The organism is Pedobacter sp. ASV1-7 (assembly GCF_040203335.1).
Lineage (GTDB): Bacteria > Bacteroidota > Bacteroidia > Sphingobacteriales > Sphingobacteriaceae > Pedobacter.
In genome coordinates, this window is record NZ_JBEHBV010000010.1 from 100,713 (window position 1) to 117,239 (window position 16,527).

The following is a 16,527-nucleotide window of genomic DNA, read 5'->3' on the forward strand; positions in this document are numbered from 1 at the left end:
AGTATATGAAACCAATACACATTTTACTTATAGAAGATAACGATGGCGATATCCTGCTTACTCTCGAAGCACTTGAAGAATTCAGGATTATGAATAAAGTGACAGTCATCAAAGATGGAAAAAAAGCAATAGACTTCTTTGAGACTTTACCAACAAAGGATAGTATTCCGGATTTGATCCTGTTGGATATAAACCTTCCTAAAATGAGTGGACACGAAGTATTACATTACGTTAAAACAGACAATGAATATAAGCACATTCCCATCATCATGCTTACTACTTCCTCATCCGAAACAGATATTTTACAATCTTATAACAACTATGCAAATTGTTATATTACAAAGCCAATAGACGTAGCCGATTTCATGAAAGCTGTGGCTAAAATTGAGGAATTCTGGATAAACATTGTGACCATGCCTAAAAATTAACAGCATGGGACTCGATAAAAATGCTTACAGAATTTTAGTGGTTGAGGACAACCACGGAGATTTCCTATTAATAGAAGATTTTTTATTTGAACAGATTGAAGCCCCAAAAATAACGCAGGCTTCAAATTACAAGGAAGCCGTCGCTATTTTAACCCAAGAAAAAAATGAGTTTGACATCATATTACTTGATTTATCTCTTCCTGACAATAAAGGGAAAACCTTAATCCAAGGAATCATTCCGCTGTGCCAGAATACACCAATAATTGTACTTACTGGCTACCACGACTTTACATTCGGCGTTGAAACACTTTCACTTGGCATATCTGACTATATACTAAAAGATGAACTAACGGCACTGTCATTGTATAAAAGCATTATTTATAATGCAGAACGTAAGAGAATTAACAATGCACTTGAAGCGCAAAATAAGAAATTGCATGAAATTGCATGGATGCATTCACATACCATCAGAGGTCCAATTTGCAGAATTATAGGACTGGTAGAACTCTTAAAATTATCGAATGAAAAGGACGAAGAAACAGCTACAATTATTGAACACCTACTTTCATCTGCCGACGAACTAGATCATATCATCCGTAACATTCCTAGTAGAAACCATTCCTAGGTAATTTGAGCCCAAAGCGGAAATAGCAATCTCTGCTAAAATTAATATTTTAGAAATGATAAATCTCTACCATGACCTGGACTTTAAAAAATTATTAATTACAGGAGCAAACGCATTCGCAAAATCCTCGATCGATCTAATTTCATCTGACAGACCAATATCTGAAAGCACAGCTTGTTTAAGCAATTGAGTGAGCTGTATCGCCAATTCTGAAGGGTGTCTTTGATCATTTCCAGGTACAATAAGTAAAGGCACAGAAATTTCTCGAAGCTCATTTATATGATAAAAAGCCCTGTCGTAAACAATTGATGCCGCTGCGAGAATACTTTTAGTATCCGATCTGGGTATACCGTCCCGAACCATTGCCCCAATTACGGGGGAAAGATTATTCAAAATCGATTCCCATGCCGCTGCTAATCCATTTTCTCTAATTTGATCCATGTATTTTTCAAAAAAAACTACCTCTCCGGCCTTATGCTCATCATCTTCAATATCTTCTACACTGATCAATACGAGACCTCTTACTCTTTCTGGATAAGTAACCGCAGCCTTTAAGCTTATAGTCGTACCTATGCCCGCTCCTCCAATAATGGCGTCAGGAATTTGTAGATAATTCAATAAATCAATAACATCTGAAGCATAATTAGCCCAGGTATAGTTGGTTGGATCATAACAAACTGATTTACCATATCCTCTTACATCAGGTAGAACAAGAGTTCTATTATAGCAAAGACGTTTGGCAAGAGGCAATAAACTTTGATGATCAGGTCCTCCGCCATGTAGTAATATCACAGTTGATTTTGATATGTTATTCTTGGGCTTAAATATTGCAGCATTCAGCTTACACCCATCCTTAGCTAGGAAATTGAAATACTGATGATCTAGCATTAGTTCCCTTGTTTCTCATTCAGAGATTTTAATTTTGCCTTCATCACGCTAATCTCTTCCTGCTGACTGGAAATAATTTCCTGCTGCAACTTTTTAATTTCCGGATCATTTGATTTTGATTGCTCACTCATTAAAATTGCTGCTGCATGATGGGGAATCATTCCTTTTAAAAATTGTTTATCTGAAACGGCTGTTTGAGATTGAATTAGTAAAAAGAATGCAACTAAGCCAACTGAGCATATCGTAATCAAACTTATATTCAGTTTTTTATTGCCATACATTTTTCCCATTAAAATGAGTTCAATGATAATCATTGGCATGGTCATCAGCCCCGCCATATAAAATTGGTTGATATTAGGATATACATTTTCCAGGCTATTAGCCATTGAGTACATCAGAATATACATGGCTATGAAAGAAAGTACTGCCATAATGAGCAGCTTTTTGTAATGGTTGCCATGATTTTGTGGCATTTCCATTTGCTTATGATCTTTATGTTCCATAATTAATGTGATTAAATGTATTTAATTAAAAATTAGTCGATTCTTGCACTTCTAAGGCGCAGGGAGTTCAGAATGACGGATACTGAACTGAAACTCATGGCAAGTGCAGCTATCATCGGTGACAGTAGAATTCCAAAAAAAGGATATAAAAGTCCCGCAGCTACAGGGATTCCCAATACATTGTATCCGAGCGCAAAGAAAAGGTTTCCTTTGATATTACCCATAACCTTGTGGCTTAATAAACGGGCTTTTGCAATACCATTCAAATCGCCCTTTACAAGGGTAATTGCTGCACTTTCAATAGCAACATCAGTTCCAGTGCCCATAGCAATCCCAATATCTGCCTGAGATAATGCCGGTGCATCATTGATCCCATCGCCCGCCATAGCCACTTTCTTTCCTTCAGCTTGCAATTTTTTTACTTCGTTCAGTTTATCTTCCGGTAACATCCCAGCTTTGAAGCCATCTAAATTTAAGGTTTGACTCACTGCTCTTGCTGTATCCTCATTGTCTCCTGTAAACATGATCACCTGTAAACCCTCTTCCTGAAGTTTTTTGATAGCAGCAGCACTAGATGACTTGATTTTATCAGAAATAACCACAAAGCCAACAGCTTTATTTCCAACTGCTAAATAAGAAACTGTTTTACCTTCTTTTTGTGCGGCCTTAACCTGCTCTTCTAATTCAGGATCAATTTCAGCTTTAACATGTTCCATTAATTTTTGGTTGCCTAAAGCAAGTTTTTCCTGCTTTAATGTACCCGTTACGCCTTTACCAGTTACAGCTTCAAAATTTGAGATAGGTTGAACGCTGACCTTTTTTTCTTCCCCATAACGAAGCGTTGCCTGCGCTAAAGGGTGTTCACTGCTGCTATTTAATGCTACAATTCTTTCAAGGACTTTCTTTTCATCAAAATCAGGATTTATACCAACGACCTTTTCAACTGATGGTTTCCCTTCGGTTACTGTTCCGGTTTTATCAATAATCACCACATCAATAGCATTCATTTTTTCGAGCGATTCTGCATTCTTAATCAACACGCCAGACTGTGCCCCTTTTCCTACCCCCACCATTACAGACATCGGCGTAGCCAAACCAAGCGCACATGGACAGGCGATAATCAATACAGCAATAGCATTTACAAAAGCGTAGACATACGCAGGATCAGGGCCGTACATTGCCCATACTACGAATGTAGCTATGGCAATCAAAACCACTACAGGCACAAAATAACCTGAAATCTTATCGGCCATTTTTTGGATAGGCGCTTTTGAACGACTTGCAGAATTCACCATTTCAATGATTTGGGACAACAGTGTTTCCGAGCCTACTTTCTCCGCAAGCATGACAAAGGTTTTATTACCATTGATTGTTCCAGAACTAACTTTGTCCCCAGGTTTCTTTTCAACCGGAATAGGTTCACCTGAAATCATAGATTCGTCAATCGTCACTTCCCCAACTTTAATACTGCCGTCAACAGGTATCTTTTCGCCCGGCTTCACCCGTAACATGTCCCCTTTCTGAATATCATCTATGGAAACTGTCGTTTCTTTTTCGCCTACAATCCTGGTAGCAGTATTGGGTGCCAGTTTCAACAGCTCTTTAATAGCACTGTTTGTTTTCCCGTGCGCTCTGGCCTCCAAAAGCTGACCAAGCAAGACTAAAGTCAGGATAACAGTTGCTGCTTCAAAATAAACATAGACCGTACCGTGATGGGTTTTAAACTGATCTGGAAAAACATCAGGAAAAAGCAGGGCGACAAGACTAAATAACCAAGCTACCCCCGCACCAATACCAATCAAGGTAAACATATTTAATTTCCATGTAACTATGGATCGCCAAGCACGCTGAAAGAACATCCATGTTGCATAAAACACCACTGGGATAGAAAATGCAAACTGAACCCAGTTCCAATATTTCAGTCCCATCAACTTGAAAATAGGATTACCTGGTATCATCTCAGACATTGCAATCAAAAAGATAGGTATGGTAAAAATCGTTGCGATCTTAAACTTGTGCAAAAGCATTTCATAAGTTTTATCCTCCTCTTCCAAATTAACGCCCAATGGAACCAAATCCATTCCGCATATCGGACATGAACCAGGCTGATCTCTGATAATTTCGGGGTGCATAGGACAAGTAAATTGAGTGGCCTGCTTTAACTCTGGTTTCTTCAGCAAGTCCATTCCACAAACCGGGCAATGACCGGGTTTATCATAAGTTTTATCACCTTCACAATGCATCGGACAATAGTATACTCCGGTTTCACTTTTATGAACCTTTAATGGGGCATTACCATGATGGCCATGCGTAGACTTTGCATGTTCCTGATGACCGCGATTATGTATTTGTTTATCCTCTGTGTTCTTATGGAAACCTGACATTTGTATCTTATAACTCCCGGCAGCCGAAAGAACTTCCTGCAATTTTTCGGTGGAAATATGCTTATCCATTGTGATCGTTGCTTCAGCTGGTTCCAGGGTAACTTTTGCAGAAATCCCATCAATATTATTTAAGGCGTCTTCAACTTTACTACGACAGCCCTGGCAGGTCATTCCTGTTATTTTATAGGTATGCTTCATAATGTAAATGTTAATTAATAATTTAATGTTAGTCCGGCGCCATAGCCCATGTCACTGTCATAGTGGGTAGAAAGGCCAAAATACTTGGTAACGATATATCTAAATCCTGCCATATACTCTTTATCGGTATTGACCATAAATTGAAAGCGCAATCTTTTGGATATAGGTACATCTTCTCTGGTCAATTGAAATCTCACATTTCCTTTATGATCGACAGAAGCATCTGCGACAATTAGCATTGGCAAAGTGTACTGTACCCCCAAATGAATTACCTGTCTAAAGTTTTTTGTATTGCCCTGTCCGAAAAGATTATTCCCGGGTGCAGTTTTTTGTCCGAAAATATTCTTCTCCGTCGGATCAACCGTTCGTTTACGAAAATCCCAACCAACATAAGGAAAGAGCCATTGATTTCTTCCAAGGTATCTACCGAAATGACTTTCACTTTCATAACCATGATGAGCTTGAAAACCCACTCTCCATTCCGTAGTGAAACGGTAGCGGGTATTTGCCAACATGATTTCGCCATCACTTCCATTACTTTCAATTCCAATTCTCGCCATGGGATGAAACTCCCTATCATCACTAAACAACTTACGCTGCGCCAATTTCGGATTTGGTATTTCTGGATTAGGTAAAGAATTTTCATAACTGAATACCCTACCCATGCCACTCATCATGTGATACAGGATATGACAATGGAAAAACCAATCACCACCAGGTTCTGTGGCAGCAAATTCAAGCGTATCCCTTTCCATCGGCATAATGTCTATAATGTTTTTCATAGGAGCATATTCACCTTGTCCATTGACAATCCTGAAATCATGACCGTGCAGGTGCATAGGGTGACGCATCATACTATTGTTGAATAAGATAATCCTTACATTTTCACCTTTTTTGATAGGGATTTTATCACTTTCTGAAACTGTTTTGTTATCCAGAGTCCATACATATCGGTTCATATTCCCAGTTAGATCAAACTTTAGTTCTTTCCATGGTCCCTTAGGTAAAGTTGTTTTCCTTGGATCACGAAGCATATTGTAGTTCAATGTAATGATGTCGGGGCTTTCTGCTGTCATATTCATACCTGCCATGCTTTTTTCATTAGACATTTGCATGCCCGGCATAACTGCTTTTTTGCTTTCTTTTTTCGGACGCTCTTCCCCCGTTACTTCGGGGTACATGACAGTGTTCATGTCCATAACCTGGTTCTGCATTTTCATGCCCTTCATTTCGATCATGTTACCGTTCATATCCATCATGTCGTTCATCATCTTCATTCCGGCAAAGTATTTCAGCTTAGGCAGTTTTTGAGCGGGAACTTTTTCTCCCTTACCAAACCAAAGTGAAGCAGATTTGGTACGGTCTTCGGGTGTAACCAAAAATTCATAACTTTTATTTTCCGGAATGGTGACTACCACATCGTACGTTTCGGATACAGCTATAATTAGCCTGTCAACTTCAACAGGCTCCACATCATTTCCATCAGTAGCTACCACGGTTATTTTACCACCAGAATAAGTTAACCAGAAATAATCAGATGCCCCGCCATTGGCAATACGAAGCCTTACTTTGTCTCCCGCTTTAAATTGTGGTTGAACATTCTGGTTCTTACCATTGATCAGAAAAGTATCATAGTACACATCACTTACATCCATAGCATTCATACGCTTCCATTCATTAGCCACTTTTGTTTTAAAATGACCTGTTCTAATGGCTTCGGCATAACTTTGGGTCGTTCCTTTCTTAATGGCAAACCAGTCGTTGGCATTTTTCAGGCTACGGTGTACTTCTTCTGGTTTCATATCTGTCCATTCGCTAAGAACTACCGGGATAGTTGGAATGTCCCACTCTTTTCTTTTGTTCATGATAAAAGCACCGTACATCCCAATCTGTTCCTGCAGTTCACTATGACTATGATACCAATGTGTACCATGCTGAACGATCGGGAATTTATAGATATAAGTAGAATGTGGCTTAATAGGCATTTGGGTAAGAAATGGTACACCATCCATTTTATTCGGCAAAAACAGACCATGCCAGTGCAGAGAGGTCTCTTCATCAAGTTTATTATGTACATATATCAATGCCGTATCACCTTGGGTAAAAGTTAGCGTTGGCATTGGTATCTGTCCGTTTACTGCAATAGCCCTTTTTGTTTTTTTTCCAAAAGTTACTGTAGTATCAGCAATATAAAGGTCATAGCGCACGGTTCGAGGTGGTTGATTAGAAGCAATGGTTTTAATCGGGCCTAAATTTGTTTTGGCTTTTTTAATATTTTCCATTGTAGCACTGTTGTCTCCCATCTGCATACCTTCCATGCTCTCCATTCCATCCTTTGGAGCATCTTTCATAGGCATCTTCATTTCGTCATGTTTTGTTGGAGCTGCTTTAGCCTTTTCAGGTACCAATTTCATTCCGCACTTAGGACAATTCCCTGGCTTGGGCGCATGAATTTCCGGATGCATTGGACAGGTGTAAATTACCTTCTGAACTGGCTCAGCACCGTCTTGCTTTTTATCGGATATTTTCATTTTCTTAACATCCTGGGCAGAAACCGCAGAGTAGAAGATCAATAAGAAAACCGTTAGTATATTTTTCATTTATTCGATGATTAATGATTAGTTAAAGATTCTTTTTGTTCAAACTATCCTTTGAATTTTGCACCCAGTTGATAATTAGGGATTTCTCCGCTTCACTCAAAATGGCATTTCTATGCATCAGGGTGTAGGACGATAAGGGCATACTACCATCTTTTAAACTATTCTCTATGGAGCGTAATTTATTCTGCTGTCGTCTTGGCGTGTAGGTACCAAATTCATTAAAGTTTAATTCTTTTTTACCAGATTGTATATGGTAATTCATAAACCAGTGCATGGGCTGTATATTGACATACCAGGGATACTCAGTATTATTACTATGGCAGTCATAACAGGCTTTTTTTAGAATACCCTGTACATCTGAGGGTACGGAAACTATTTTAGAAATATCATTCGGCATAACCTGCCCGCTTTTATTGCGGGCAGGTTGTACAAATTGAATAAGTATAAAAATCACCAATAGTCCAAGAAGTATTTTCTTTATGCCTTTCATGCCTATTATTTTAATTCTTCTTTAACAGTTCCGCAAGTTGGCATCGCTTTTCCCAGATAAGGGTTTTTAATATCCTTTACCTCGCTCAACCAGATTGCTCCCTTATTGTTATTGTACATCGGACAGTGATCCACATACAGCGGTTGATTAGCGCCAAGTAGTTTAACGAGGTCGTACATATCCTTACTCAACATATCGAAATGTTCACGTTGATGTGCAATGTTTCCAACATTAGCTCCAATATGTTCGGCATGCCCTTTAGCATCATCGTGTATATCGGTAAAAGCTTTATCCTGCTCTGGTGTTAAAGATTTTTTGTAGAAACTGGCAAGAGCCGTTACCATTTCATTTCCAGCTGCTGCGGCCTCTTTATCATTATCATTCGTAAAGGCATTTTTTAATTTGAGGTATGAGGCTAATACTGCGGCAGTAGAAGTGCCTTTTTCTGAAGATTCAGATGCAGCGGCCGATGTTGCTGTAGCGTCTGAAGGAGTGGTTGACTGAGTTTTATTACTACCATTAGAACAGGCTGCTAGAAATAATAAGGAAAAAACTGAGCTATAAATTAATATTTTCATCGTATTTTTAATAAAATCTTTTTAAATGTTTGATTACCTGCATAGCGGAACAAAGCATACTTGTGTTATCCTATAGCAGAATTATTTGATAAAATCCGAATGTCAATTGTACAGCCAGAACACCCACATAAAGGTGAAGCTGTACAATTAACAACCAGATTACTTTAAAGTTTCCTTTACGGCTCCGCAGGTTAACATTTGCTTTCCGTAATAAGGATTTTTGATCGCAGCATTATCAGAAAGCCAATAACTTTTTTTCATTGGACAATAGTCATAATAAACTGGGTCTTTAGTAAGTTTTATTGCCTTAGCCAGTTTAAAAAGATTTGTTGAAAAATTAGCGAAATGTTCCCTTTGGTGGGAAATGTCTTTTGTTTCGGAGATATGTTTGGCATCAAATGCAAGTTTATCCTGAAACCCCATGAAGGTTGTCATTTCTGCTTTGGGCATAGACTTCATGTCAACACTTGCCAATGCTTTAGAAAATTCGCTTGCTTTTGATGCTGCCATTGCCGCATCAGAGTTTACTAAGGCATTTTTGATGTCATAGTAAGCAGTTAACAATGATTGTGTCTGAGTACTTTGGGCGAAACCAGGGTTGGTCCACGCAGTTGCAATTACAGCAACTACTAAAAATATCTTTTTCATGATGTAATAATTTAATGTTTAGACTAAATCTTGGTCATAGCGGTAGCTATGCGGAGTTTATTATATGCTAATCCCCCATTTTACCGGGTTCAACATCTCACATTAAATCTTATATCTGAAAACTTTGAATGACTATACGAATGTCCTTGTTAGGCGGTCTTTCTCTATGATCTGCATAGGCGCCTCGACCAAGTTTAACATCTGTTACGGGAATTAATAAAGAGTAAGAATGATCAGTAAGCCACAATACAGGTAAAAAAAACTGCACTTTGCTAATTTCAGGAACTAATTTGCTTTGAGTAGCCAAATCATTCACTAAAGTTTTACAGCAAGGATCTTCTTTTGTAAAATTCTGCCCAGATATTGGGGTAGTTTTGTGTTCATGTCCACCCGCATGATGGTGATCATGATCTTTGTGTCCATGATGAGCAGGTTCATCATGATCACCCACCTCCATTGCTAAAGCGCAACCAAAACCTACAACGGTATTGAGCAAAAATATCACTAACAGAAAGATAGCTTTACTTTTCATGATTAAACAAACCTATATAAAGGTGCAAAAATAAATTTACATAATTCCGCGTTTTTTTTACATCTGATAGGTCCTCTGGACAAAGCAATTTTGTTGAAACATAGAAATAACTCACTTATTATCAACAATATATCGGAGATCAATTTTAACATACAGGGTTAACTAAGGCAAATAACAACTAAAACCCATATACTATTTAATGATCAAAAAGTAATCATAAGTTTGATGTATAGTTAATGATAAAATGAACTGGATCACCCGTGAAAGACCAAAAAACGACCGCATTGCTTGTCCCTGGCTAATCAAGAATTTCATTGATAAGAATTCAGTTTTTTTTATGTACCATTCGATCAGGTTATTGAGATCAGTAAAGAATTAAATGCAATCCCATTTGATGTACCAGATGTTGAACTAACGCATCAAAAAGATGAATGTACTTTTGATGCCCTAATTAAAAAGTACGAATTAAATGACCCTGTGCTTGATGCAATGGCACCTATCGTGAGAGGTGCAGATACCGACCAACATCACCTATCCAGCTAGTGTGCCGGATTATGGGCGATTGTCGCTGGAATGGCTTATAACATCAAAGATGATTTAGAACTGTTAGCAGCAGGAACAGTTATCTATAATGCACTATACACCTAGGCAAAACATCTTCAAAATGTGAAACACACAGAAAGTCCTGTAGAACAATTACTGGTTGATGTGTACCAAAAATTTCTAAAAAAAGGAACTACAGGGAAAATACCGGTCTGGGCGACTGAACTAAAAACCATTATTCAAGATCAGATTGATACTAACCTTTCACTGTGTATATTCCGGAGAAGTTGACCATGTTATTCCGTGCCAAACGGATGCATCAGATGCTGTAAAAGAGTGATCAAAAAATCAGAAAAGAAATCGAAAATGCCATCGCAATATGCGAAGCAGAGTTAAAGGAGTTAAATCAGCTGGCTAATCAGGATCTTGACATAGCTGGTTTAGCTGATTTAGAAGTCACTAACCTTAAAAACCTCACTGAATGCTACGCAACAGCAGATTCTGAAGTAAATAGGGCAATTGTGAGTTCGATTTATCCTGAAAAATGGGTTTTTGATGGGGAAATACATAGAAACGTTAAAATCAATGAAGCAGCTCGGAACGCTTTCACTTTTGCATTGAATGCTTCCGCAGAAGCATTTGTACTCCTATTAACAAAGAAGTTGACGATGGAAAAGCGATGTGTATAAATGGATCTTGCTACTGTTTTAAAGCCTTCAATTCCGCTGTCTTCTACATGATTGTACATAAAGCCAATCGGGTAAAGCCAAGATCTCTTTGCGTACAATTCTTAAATATATCACCGAGTTTGATGGATAAATCATAAGCTTTTTTAATCATGGGATATCGTTCAAAAAGCAATTTGGCACGTTGTTGCTGTGATCCTGTCCATTTACTAAAGTGTTTGAACAGTAAATATCTACTTCTTGCCAACAATTGTTTCAAAGTATCGCCATTATCCAATATTTCCGGTATATAGCTTGTTCTTGTCTGCCTGGCTTTAGCTACAGCCTCATTTTCCTGATCCATAGCTTCCCACCGATATTTAATCCGAACTTCCTGAACCGCGTTATAAGCAAGCTTTTGTAAATGGAAACGATCAATAATTCTGCGCACATTGACAAAACATCTCTTGATAGCCAATTGCATATTTGCAGCCATATCCATAGTAACTTCCCATACCCTTTTTCGAAGTCTTTCAGGTATTCGCCTCAATACGCTTATAATATCTTCGGCTACTGTGCCTTTAATCATAGCTACAATAGCAATGCATAAAGCAACTTTTTGACCGCGAATAGGAAAATCCTGAATCTCAACTTCCGGAAAGAAACCTTTGGATTCAAGGGCTTTTTTATCATACCCATCAGGGGCTATATTCTGCTCCTCAAGGTAGATCTTTAGCTTCTTTTCTACCTTTTCTACTTGCGTTATCTCAAAATAATCCAGAGTACCTTCTGGTAATAATAAACTGATTAAGGTTTGCTCGGCTTGACTCAAAATGAAAAATAGATTGTTTTACAAATGCAAAAGAAAGAATTTATTTTCTTCCCCCAACAATTCCGCTTGATTCTTCAACTTATCTATCACATTAACAAGAAGTTAAGACATAAAAAAACCGGAATAAAATTTCTTGAAAAATTTTACTCCGGTAACGTGATCCCGCTGGGATTCGAACCTCGTTCAAATATCAGCGTTTAAATAGTATTTTATGCGGTTTTCGATTTTGACTCACCTAATCGCTCACCATTTATTTTATAAGTTTTTAGCTGCAATTGCTATAACATAAAAATAAGAAAAAATTTCATTAAAAAGCATTTATAAAAGATTCCTTATGCAAAAGCCACCTCGCAAACTGATAAAAAATTGCTTTTTTACGAAATTCTTAGTGATTTAAAGATCACTAAAAATATTAAAATTGGAAGTTCTAAAAATAAAAAATTATCGAAAAACTAAAGAGAAACACTATATTAATCGTTTTAAATTAACGAGAATATGGCTAAAAATGATTCAGTTCTGATAGATGGCATTTTGGACGATAGAATACTCCAGAAACTACCATCCGAAAAACGTGATGAGGCATTTGAATATTTTGCAATAGAACAGATAATGAAAGATTTTGATCTAACGACAGATGAAGTCTTAGCCGGATTAGTCGATGGGAAAAATGATGGAGGTATCGATGGTTTCTATATTCTGGTCAATGGTCACTTAGTAACTGATCCTAACTCTTTTTTTTGGCCCAAAAGTAATTCAGATCTTGAGGTTTTCGTAATTACCTGTAAGCACGGCGATACCTTCAAACAAGCACCTTTAGATAACATTGCAGCCTCACTCACGGAAATTTTTGATTTTGGTGTAGAAGATAAAGACTTAAAGGGAGACTATAATGATAAGTTACTTAAGCAAAGAGGATGGTTAGTGGCGGCATACAGACGTCTTGCACATAAGCTGAATTCTTTTTCTGTTAAGATTATCTACGCATCTCGTGGCGATTCGAGTGATGTGGGTGAATCGATTAAGTCGAGAGGAAACCAAATCGTTAAAATAACTAAGCAATCGTTCGGCGCATGTAACGCGGAATTTATTTTCTGCGGCAGTTCCGATTTAGTAGATTTAAGCAGAAAAGTTCCAAACTTCTCTCTAGAGCTACCGTTTATTGAAGTACTTGCAAAGGGAGAAAGATATGTTTTATTAAGTAAACTATCTGACTACTACAACTTTATCATTGATGAATCGTCTAAGCTAAGGCGCTATTTGTTTGACTCTAATGTGAGGGCATATATGGGGCTTAATCGAGTTAATGAAGATATTAAAGCCACCTTGGAAGATAATGATTCTCCTGATTTTTGGTGGCTGAATAATGGAGTAACCATATTAGCTACTTCTGCACAAGTAATAGGCAAAACCATTCATATTGAAGATATTCAAATTGTAAATGGTTTACAGACAACTGAATCTATCTATAAACACTTTCAATCTGGTTTAAGAGATTACAATGAAAGATCGGTTTTAGTTAAGATTCTGGTATCGAATGATCTTACAATTAGGGATTCAATAATAAGAGCAACAAATAACCAAACCATTGTGGAGCTATCAGCGCTGCATGCAACCGATAAAATCCAGCGCGATATTGAAGATGTTCTTTTGAGACACGGCATTTATTATGAAAGAAGAACGAACTATTATGCAAGCCAAGGGATAGTTTCAACACTTATAGTGACACCATTGTATATAGCAGCAGGTTTTCTTAGCCTCATACTTAGAAGACCAAAAAGAGCACCCTTACTGAAATCTAAATTCATGAGAAATGAACAGTCTTATGAAGAGGTTTTTTCGGAAAAGACGCCTCTGGAAATCTGGCCAATAATTGCAAAAATATTGATCAAAACAGATGAAGTGCTAGAGTTACATAGACCAACAGGAAAATATAGTAATGATGGATTTTTGAAAAGGTATCGGCATATAGTATCGTTTTTAACTGTCTCAAAGCTATTTGGCAAATATAATTATGGGGTACAAGAACTTCTGAAGTTTGACGTCAACTTATTTACAAGTGATCAAATAACTGAGACCTATCTATTTATAAAGTCTAGCAATCTAATTGGGAATAATTCTAAACGTGATAATCTGAACTCGAATATTTACGAAAAAGCTGCAATTAAATTCAATATTGAAGGTATAGAGATTTTAAGTCTACCAATTAAAACCCCTTTTATAAAACGCAGAATTATTGAACTTGACAAGGCTTTTCTTGAGGAGGTGAACAACTTATTACCGGATCAACCTTGGCCAAAAGGAACAAAAAATGAAGTTGCTTACAAACTTAATGTTGCAGTTTCAACTGTTAATAAAGCAATCAATATACTAATTCAACAAGGTGTTAGATCGCGGCAAAAAAATAATCAAATTTTGTAGATTGAATTATATAATTACAAGTCGGACTTGAATGCACTTGTAGTAAATTAAAGTCACATTCCCACAGATTTGCGGTGTCAAAATCAATACGATATAAATACAGCGTAACAAGAACAAGGGCATTCAAACTGCCCATTGTTATCACTCTGTTGTCAACACATTGTTTTCTAATGTTTTTACAGCACCTTTAGCCTGTTGGATAAATTTTTTCTGATTTTTGTGCTCCATATCTTCATAAATACATTTAGGCAAAATAATCAGATAACTCTTAAGATTCTAAGAACTTGCGGATAAACCCCTCAATTATTCAGTCGCGAAAAATTAACCAAGATGAAAAATGCTTACCATATATTAGTCAGATGGCTGGCAAGTTATTATATTCGTTAAAATTTACGCATCATAGAGACAAATAAAAAGATATTACCGTTTTTAGGTTGGATATTTCTTAACCTAATTCTCCCTTTAGCTCCTATTGGGTTGAAACTATTTGTTAATATTTTTGGCCCTGGGGGACAACTAAATATGACCTCTACCTATGAAGTTAGTGATTTCCTCATCTACAGTTTAATGATTAGTATTATTAACCTTAACATAAACATTAATGGTGCTAAAACTATTTTGGAAAGATTATGCAGGGGGACGTTGAATGTAATTATTGTTTTAGATTGTATTTTACTAACCCTTACTTATCTGACCATTAAGGTTAATCATATGGAAGTATTTTTTATACTGGCAATAGGATTTCCAATTATTACGGGCATGTTTTTTAAGTTTAAATACCAACCTATAGAAGAATAAGGCTATGCAGAATATTGATAAGTTATGGATTACAATTTTATTTCTTCTAGGGCTGGTGACTTTTATCGTTGCATTTATGTTCTTATCTTATTACATTAATAAAAAGGTAGTACCTGAGATTGATCGTGATATGGACAATGCGGTTATTAATCTCGATGGCCCGCACGCTATAACGGAAACTAAATGGACAAGATATCTTGAAATATTTATCGCTTGCTTTATGTTATTTTTTTTGTTGCCGCTATTTATTTTGGTTGCTGTTATAATAAAACTTGAAAGCAAAGGGCCAATATTTAACTTGAATTTATACATAGGTTTAGATGGAAAGCCATTTCATTGCATAAAGTTTAGGACTTTTAAATTAGCACAAGTAAAACCGACGGGAAATTCAATTGAGAAACAAAAAATAAACTACACCAAATTTGGAACTTTTCTTGTTAAGACTTCTATCGATGAAATTCCTATATTATTTAATGTATTAATGGGTTCAGTTTCATTGGTTGGAAGAAGTCTTTATCTTAGTGACCCAAAAAATTTAGTTAAAGTACCGGCACAGTACAAGGAGATCATATTAAGTGTAAAACCTGGGTTGGCCAGTCTCCATACTATTGGAGTACGCAGAAAAAAAATCAAACCCGATCACATGTATATTTTGGATGCATTTTATGCAGAACGCAAAAGCCTAGTATTTGATATAAAGGTTCTCTTATCGTCCGTAGTTATACTTGGTTTAAATACTGAATATTAATTTTACAATTTGTTCTGGCTCCTCAACACAAGTATTTTATAATTATGTTTTTTTAGCTACTTTGATACAAAGATTTAAGATTTTTCATCTATCGTTTGTTTTATGATGAAGTTTTTCTAACTTTCTTGGAATCTATAAATAACAACGGTCTCATATGAATAAAACAATTATAGCCATATACGGTAGGCAAGCTGAAGGAAAATCTACCACAATAAAATTAGCTTACGAATTTTTGATCTCACGTTATCCAAATGCAATATTTAACCCTATTGTAGATTTTTCAGGAGACATTCTCAGTACTGTTGAATTAAATGGAATTAGGATTGGCTTTGAGAGTCAAGGTGATCCAAGTTCAAGAATTATAACACAAGATACTTTAAGAAAACTTGCCGACAAAGATTTTAATATCGAAATGGGTGGTTGTGACATAATTATTTGTGCAACTCGAACCGAAGGTCAGACAGTTAAAAAGGTCGATGAGATTGCTTCTAAATTTGGATACCATACAATTTGGATTAGCAGCTTTTGGTCACCTACTTTAAACGAACAAGTTTTAAATGAAAAAGCTGCAAATAATATTCTTGACATAATAATATCATTAATAATTGGGCAGATTTAATTATTCTTTTTAAATGAATCAGTCTTATAG

16 protein-coding genes and 1 pseudogene are annotated in these 16,527 nt (G+C 36.6%); 7 read left to right on the plus strand and 10 right to left on the minus strand.

What is annotated here, in order from left to right:
• Positions 1-5 precede the first annotated feature (5 nt).
• Both ABDJ41_RS20195 and ABDJ41_RS20200 read left to right on the plus strand, forming a co-directional pair.
• Positions 6-428, plus strand: coding sequence for a response regulator (locus ABDJ41_RS20195; protein WP_349787931.1), 423 nt, complete (start codon positions 6-8; stop codon positions 426-428).
• Between the two features lie 4 nt (positions 429-432).
• Entirely contained in the window at positions 433-1,053 is a 621-nt protein-coding gene (locus ABDJ41_RS20200) for a response regulator (protein ID WP_349787932.1), read from the plus strand.
• Positions 1,054-1,119: 66 nt separating this feature from the next.
• On the opposite strand, the gene ABDJ41_RS20205 is transcribed toward ABDJ41_RS20200, so the two are convergent.
• The 8 genes from ABDJ41_RS20205 to ABDJ41_RS20240 form a co-directional block, all read right to left on the minus strand.
• Positions 1,120-1,941, minus strand: a complete 822-nt coding sequence (locus tag ABDJ41_RS20205) for an alpha/beta fold hydrolase (RefSeq protein WP_349787933.1) — start codon at positions 1,939-1,941, stop codon at positions 1,120-1,122.
• Complete coding sequence (locus tag ABDJ41_RS20210) at positions 1,941-2,444, minus strand: DUF305 domain-containing protein (protein WP_349787934.1); 504 nt, start codon at positions 2,442-2,444, stop codon at positions 1,941-1,943. The genes ABDJ41_RS20205 and ABDJ41_RS20210 overlap by 1 nt, the downstream gene beginning before the upstream one ends.
• Positions 2,445-2,476: 32 nt before the next feature.
• The gene (locus tag ABDJ41_RS20215; protein WP_349787935.1) at positions 2,477-5,026 is read right to left on the minus strand and encodes a heavy metal translocating P-type ATPase; all 2,550 of its coding nucleotides are present in this window, start codon (positions 5,024-5,026) and stop codon (positions 2,477-2,479) included.
• A 14-nt stretch (positions 5,027-5,040) separates the two neighbouring features.
• A complete protein-coding gene (locus ABDJ41_RS20220) occupies positions 5,041-7,626 on the minus strand; it encodes a multicopper oxidase domain-containing protein (protein ID WP_349787936.1) in 2,586 nt (861 codons plus the stop codon).
• A 22-nt stretch (positions 7,627-7,648) separates the two neighbouring features.
• A complete protein-coding gene (locus ABDJ41_RS20225) occupies positions 7,649-8,116 on the minus strand; it encodes a heme-binding domain-containing protein (protein ID WP_349787937.1) in 468 nt (155 codons plus the stop codon).
• A 5-nt stretch (positions 8,117-8,121) separates the two neighbouring features.
• Positions 8,122-8,694, minus strand: a complete 573-nt coding sequence (locus tag ABDJ41_RS20230) for a DUF3347 domain-containing protein (RefSeq protein WP_349787938.1) — start codon at positions 8,692-8,694, stop codon at positions 8,122-8,124.
• A gap of 159 nt (positions 8,695-8,853) precedes the next feature.
• Positions 8,854-9,342 (minus strand): DUF3347 domain-containing protein, encoded by a 489-nt coding sequence (locus tag ABDJ41_RS20235; protein WP_349787939.1) that lies wholly within the window; start codon positions 9,340-9,342, stop codon positions 8,854-8,856.
• Between the two features lie 109 nt (positions 9,343-9,451).
• Complete coding sequence (locus tag ABDJ41_RS20240) at positions 9,452-9,874, minus strand: hypothetical protein (protein WP_349787941.1); 423 nt, start codon at positions 9,872-9,874, stop codon at positions 9,452-9,454.
• A 244-nt stretch (positions 9,875-10,118) separates the two neighbouring features.
• Between ABDJ41_RS20240 and ABDJ41_RS20245 the strand changes: the two are divergent.
• A pseudogene (locus ABDJ41_RS20245) lies at positions 10,119-10,417 on the plus strand (chromate resistance protein ChrB domain-containing protein).
• Positions 10,418-10,949: 532 nt separating this feature from the next.
• Here the strand turns inward: ABDJ41_RS20245 and ABDJ41_RS23055 are convergent.
• Positions 10,950-11,165 (minus strand): transposase, encoded by a 216-nt coding sequence (locus tag ABDJ41_RS23055; protein WP_502930355.1) that lies wholly within the window; start codon positions 11,163-11,165, stop codon positions 10,950-10,952.
• Complete coding sequence (locus ABDJ41_RS20255; protein ID WP_349787943.1) at positions 11,150-11,914, minus strand: ISAon1 family transposase; 765 nt, start codon at positions 11,912-11,914, stop codon at positions 11,150-11,152. Before ABDJ41_RS20255 ends, ABDJ41_RS23055 begins: the two co-directional genes overlap by 16 nt.
• A 495-nt stretch (positions 11,915-12,409) precedes the next feature.
• Here ABDJ41_RS20255 and ABDJ41_RS20260 point away from each other — a divergent pair, with 495 nt between their 5' ends.
• From ABDJ41_RS20260 to ABDJ41_RS20275, 4 genes are all read left to right on the plus strand, one after another.
• Positions 12,410-14,332 carry an AIPR family protein gene (locus ABDJ41_RS20260; RefSeq protein WP_349787944.1) on the plus strand — a complete coding sequence of 641 codons (1,923 nt, stop codon included), beginning with the start codon at positions 12,410-12,412 and terminating at the stop codon, positions 14,330-14,332.
• Positions 14,333-14,809: 477 nt separating this feature from the next.
• A complete protein-coding gene (locus ABDJ41_RS20265; protein WP_349787945.1) occupies positions 14,810-15,130 on the plus strand; it encodes a hypothetical protein in 321 nt (106 codons plus the stop codon).
• 4 nt (positions 15,131-15,134) lie between these two features.
• Positions 15,135-15,878 (plus strand): sugar transferase, encoded by a 744-nt coding sequence (locus ABDJ41_RS20270; protein ID WP_349787946.1) that lies wholly within the window; start codon positions 15,135-15,137, stop codon positions 15,876-15,878.
• A gap of 154 nt (positions 15,879-16,032) precedes the next feature.
• Complete coding sequence (locus tag ABDJ41_RS20275; RefSeq protein WP_349787947.1) at positions 16,033-16,497, plus strand: hypothetical protein; 465 nt, start codon at positions 16,033-16,035, stop codon at positions 16,495-16,497.
• Positions 16,498-16,527: the final 30 nt, after the last annotated feature.

Coding starts and splice junctions, on each gene's coding strand:
- ABDJ41_RS20200 (WP_349787932.1), top strand. CDS start 433: ATGGGACTCGATAAAAATGCTTACAGAATTTTAGTGGTTGAGGACAAC.
- ABDJ41_RS20220 (WP_349787936.1), bottom strand. CDS start 7,626: ATGAAAAATATACTAACGGTTTTCTTATTGATCTTCTACTCTGCGGTT.
- ABDJ41_RS20195 (WP_349787931.1), top strand. CDS start 6: ATGAAACCAATACACATTTTACTTATAGAAGATAACGATGGCGATATC.
- ABDJ41_RS20215 (WP_349787935.1), bottom strand. CDS start 5,026: ATGAAGCATACCTATAAAATAACAGGAATGACCTGCCAGGGCTGTCGT.
- ABDJ41_RS20205 (WP_349787933.1), bottom strand. CDS start 1,941: ATGCTAGATCATCAGTATTTCAATTTCCTAGCTAAGGATGGGTGTAAG.
- ABDJ41_RS20260 (WP_349787944.1), top strand. CDS start 12,410: ATGGCTAAAAATGATTCAGTTCTGATAGATGGCATTTTGGACGATAGA.
- ABDJ41_RS23055 (WP_502930355.1), bottom strand. CDS start 11,165: ATGTACAATCATGTAGAAGACAGCGGAATTGAAGGCTTTAAAACAGTA.
- ABDJ41_RS20240 (WP_349787941.1), bottom strand. CDS start 9,874: ATGAAAAGTAAAGCTATCTTTCTGTTAGTGATATTTTTGCTCAATACC.
- ABDJ41_RS20270 (WP_349787946.1), top strand. CDS start 15,135: ATGCAGAATATTGATAAGTTATGGATTACAATTTTATTTCTTCTAGGG.
- ABDJ41_RS20275 (WP_349787947.1), top strand. CDS start 16,033: ATGAATAAAACAATTATAGCCATATACGGTAGGCAAGCTGAAGGAAAA.
- ABDJ41_RS20225 (WP_349787937.1), bottom strand. CDS start 8,116: ATGAAAGGCATAAAGAAAATACTTCTTGGACTATTGGTGATTTTTATA.
- ABDJ41_RS20210 (WP_349787934.1), bottom strand. CDS start 2,444: ATGGAACATAAAGATCATAAGCAAATGGAAATGCCACAAAATCATGGC.
- ABDJ41_RS20235 (WP_349787939.1), bottom strand. CDS start 9,342: ATGAAAAAGATATTTTTAGTAGTTGCTGTAATTGCAACTGCGTGGACC.
- ABDJ41_RS20230 (WP_349787938.1), bottom strand. CDS start 8,694: ATGAAAATATTAATTTATAGCTCAGTTTTTTCCTTATTATTTCTAGCA.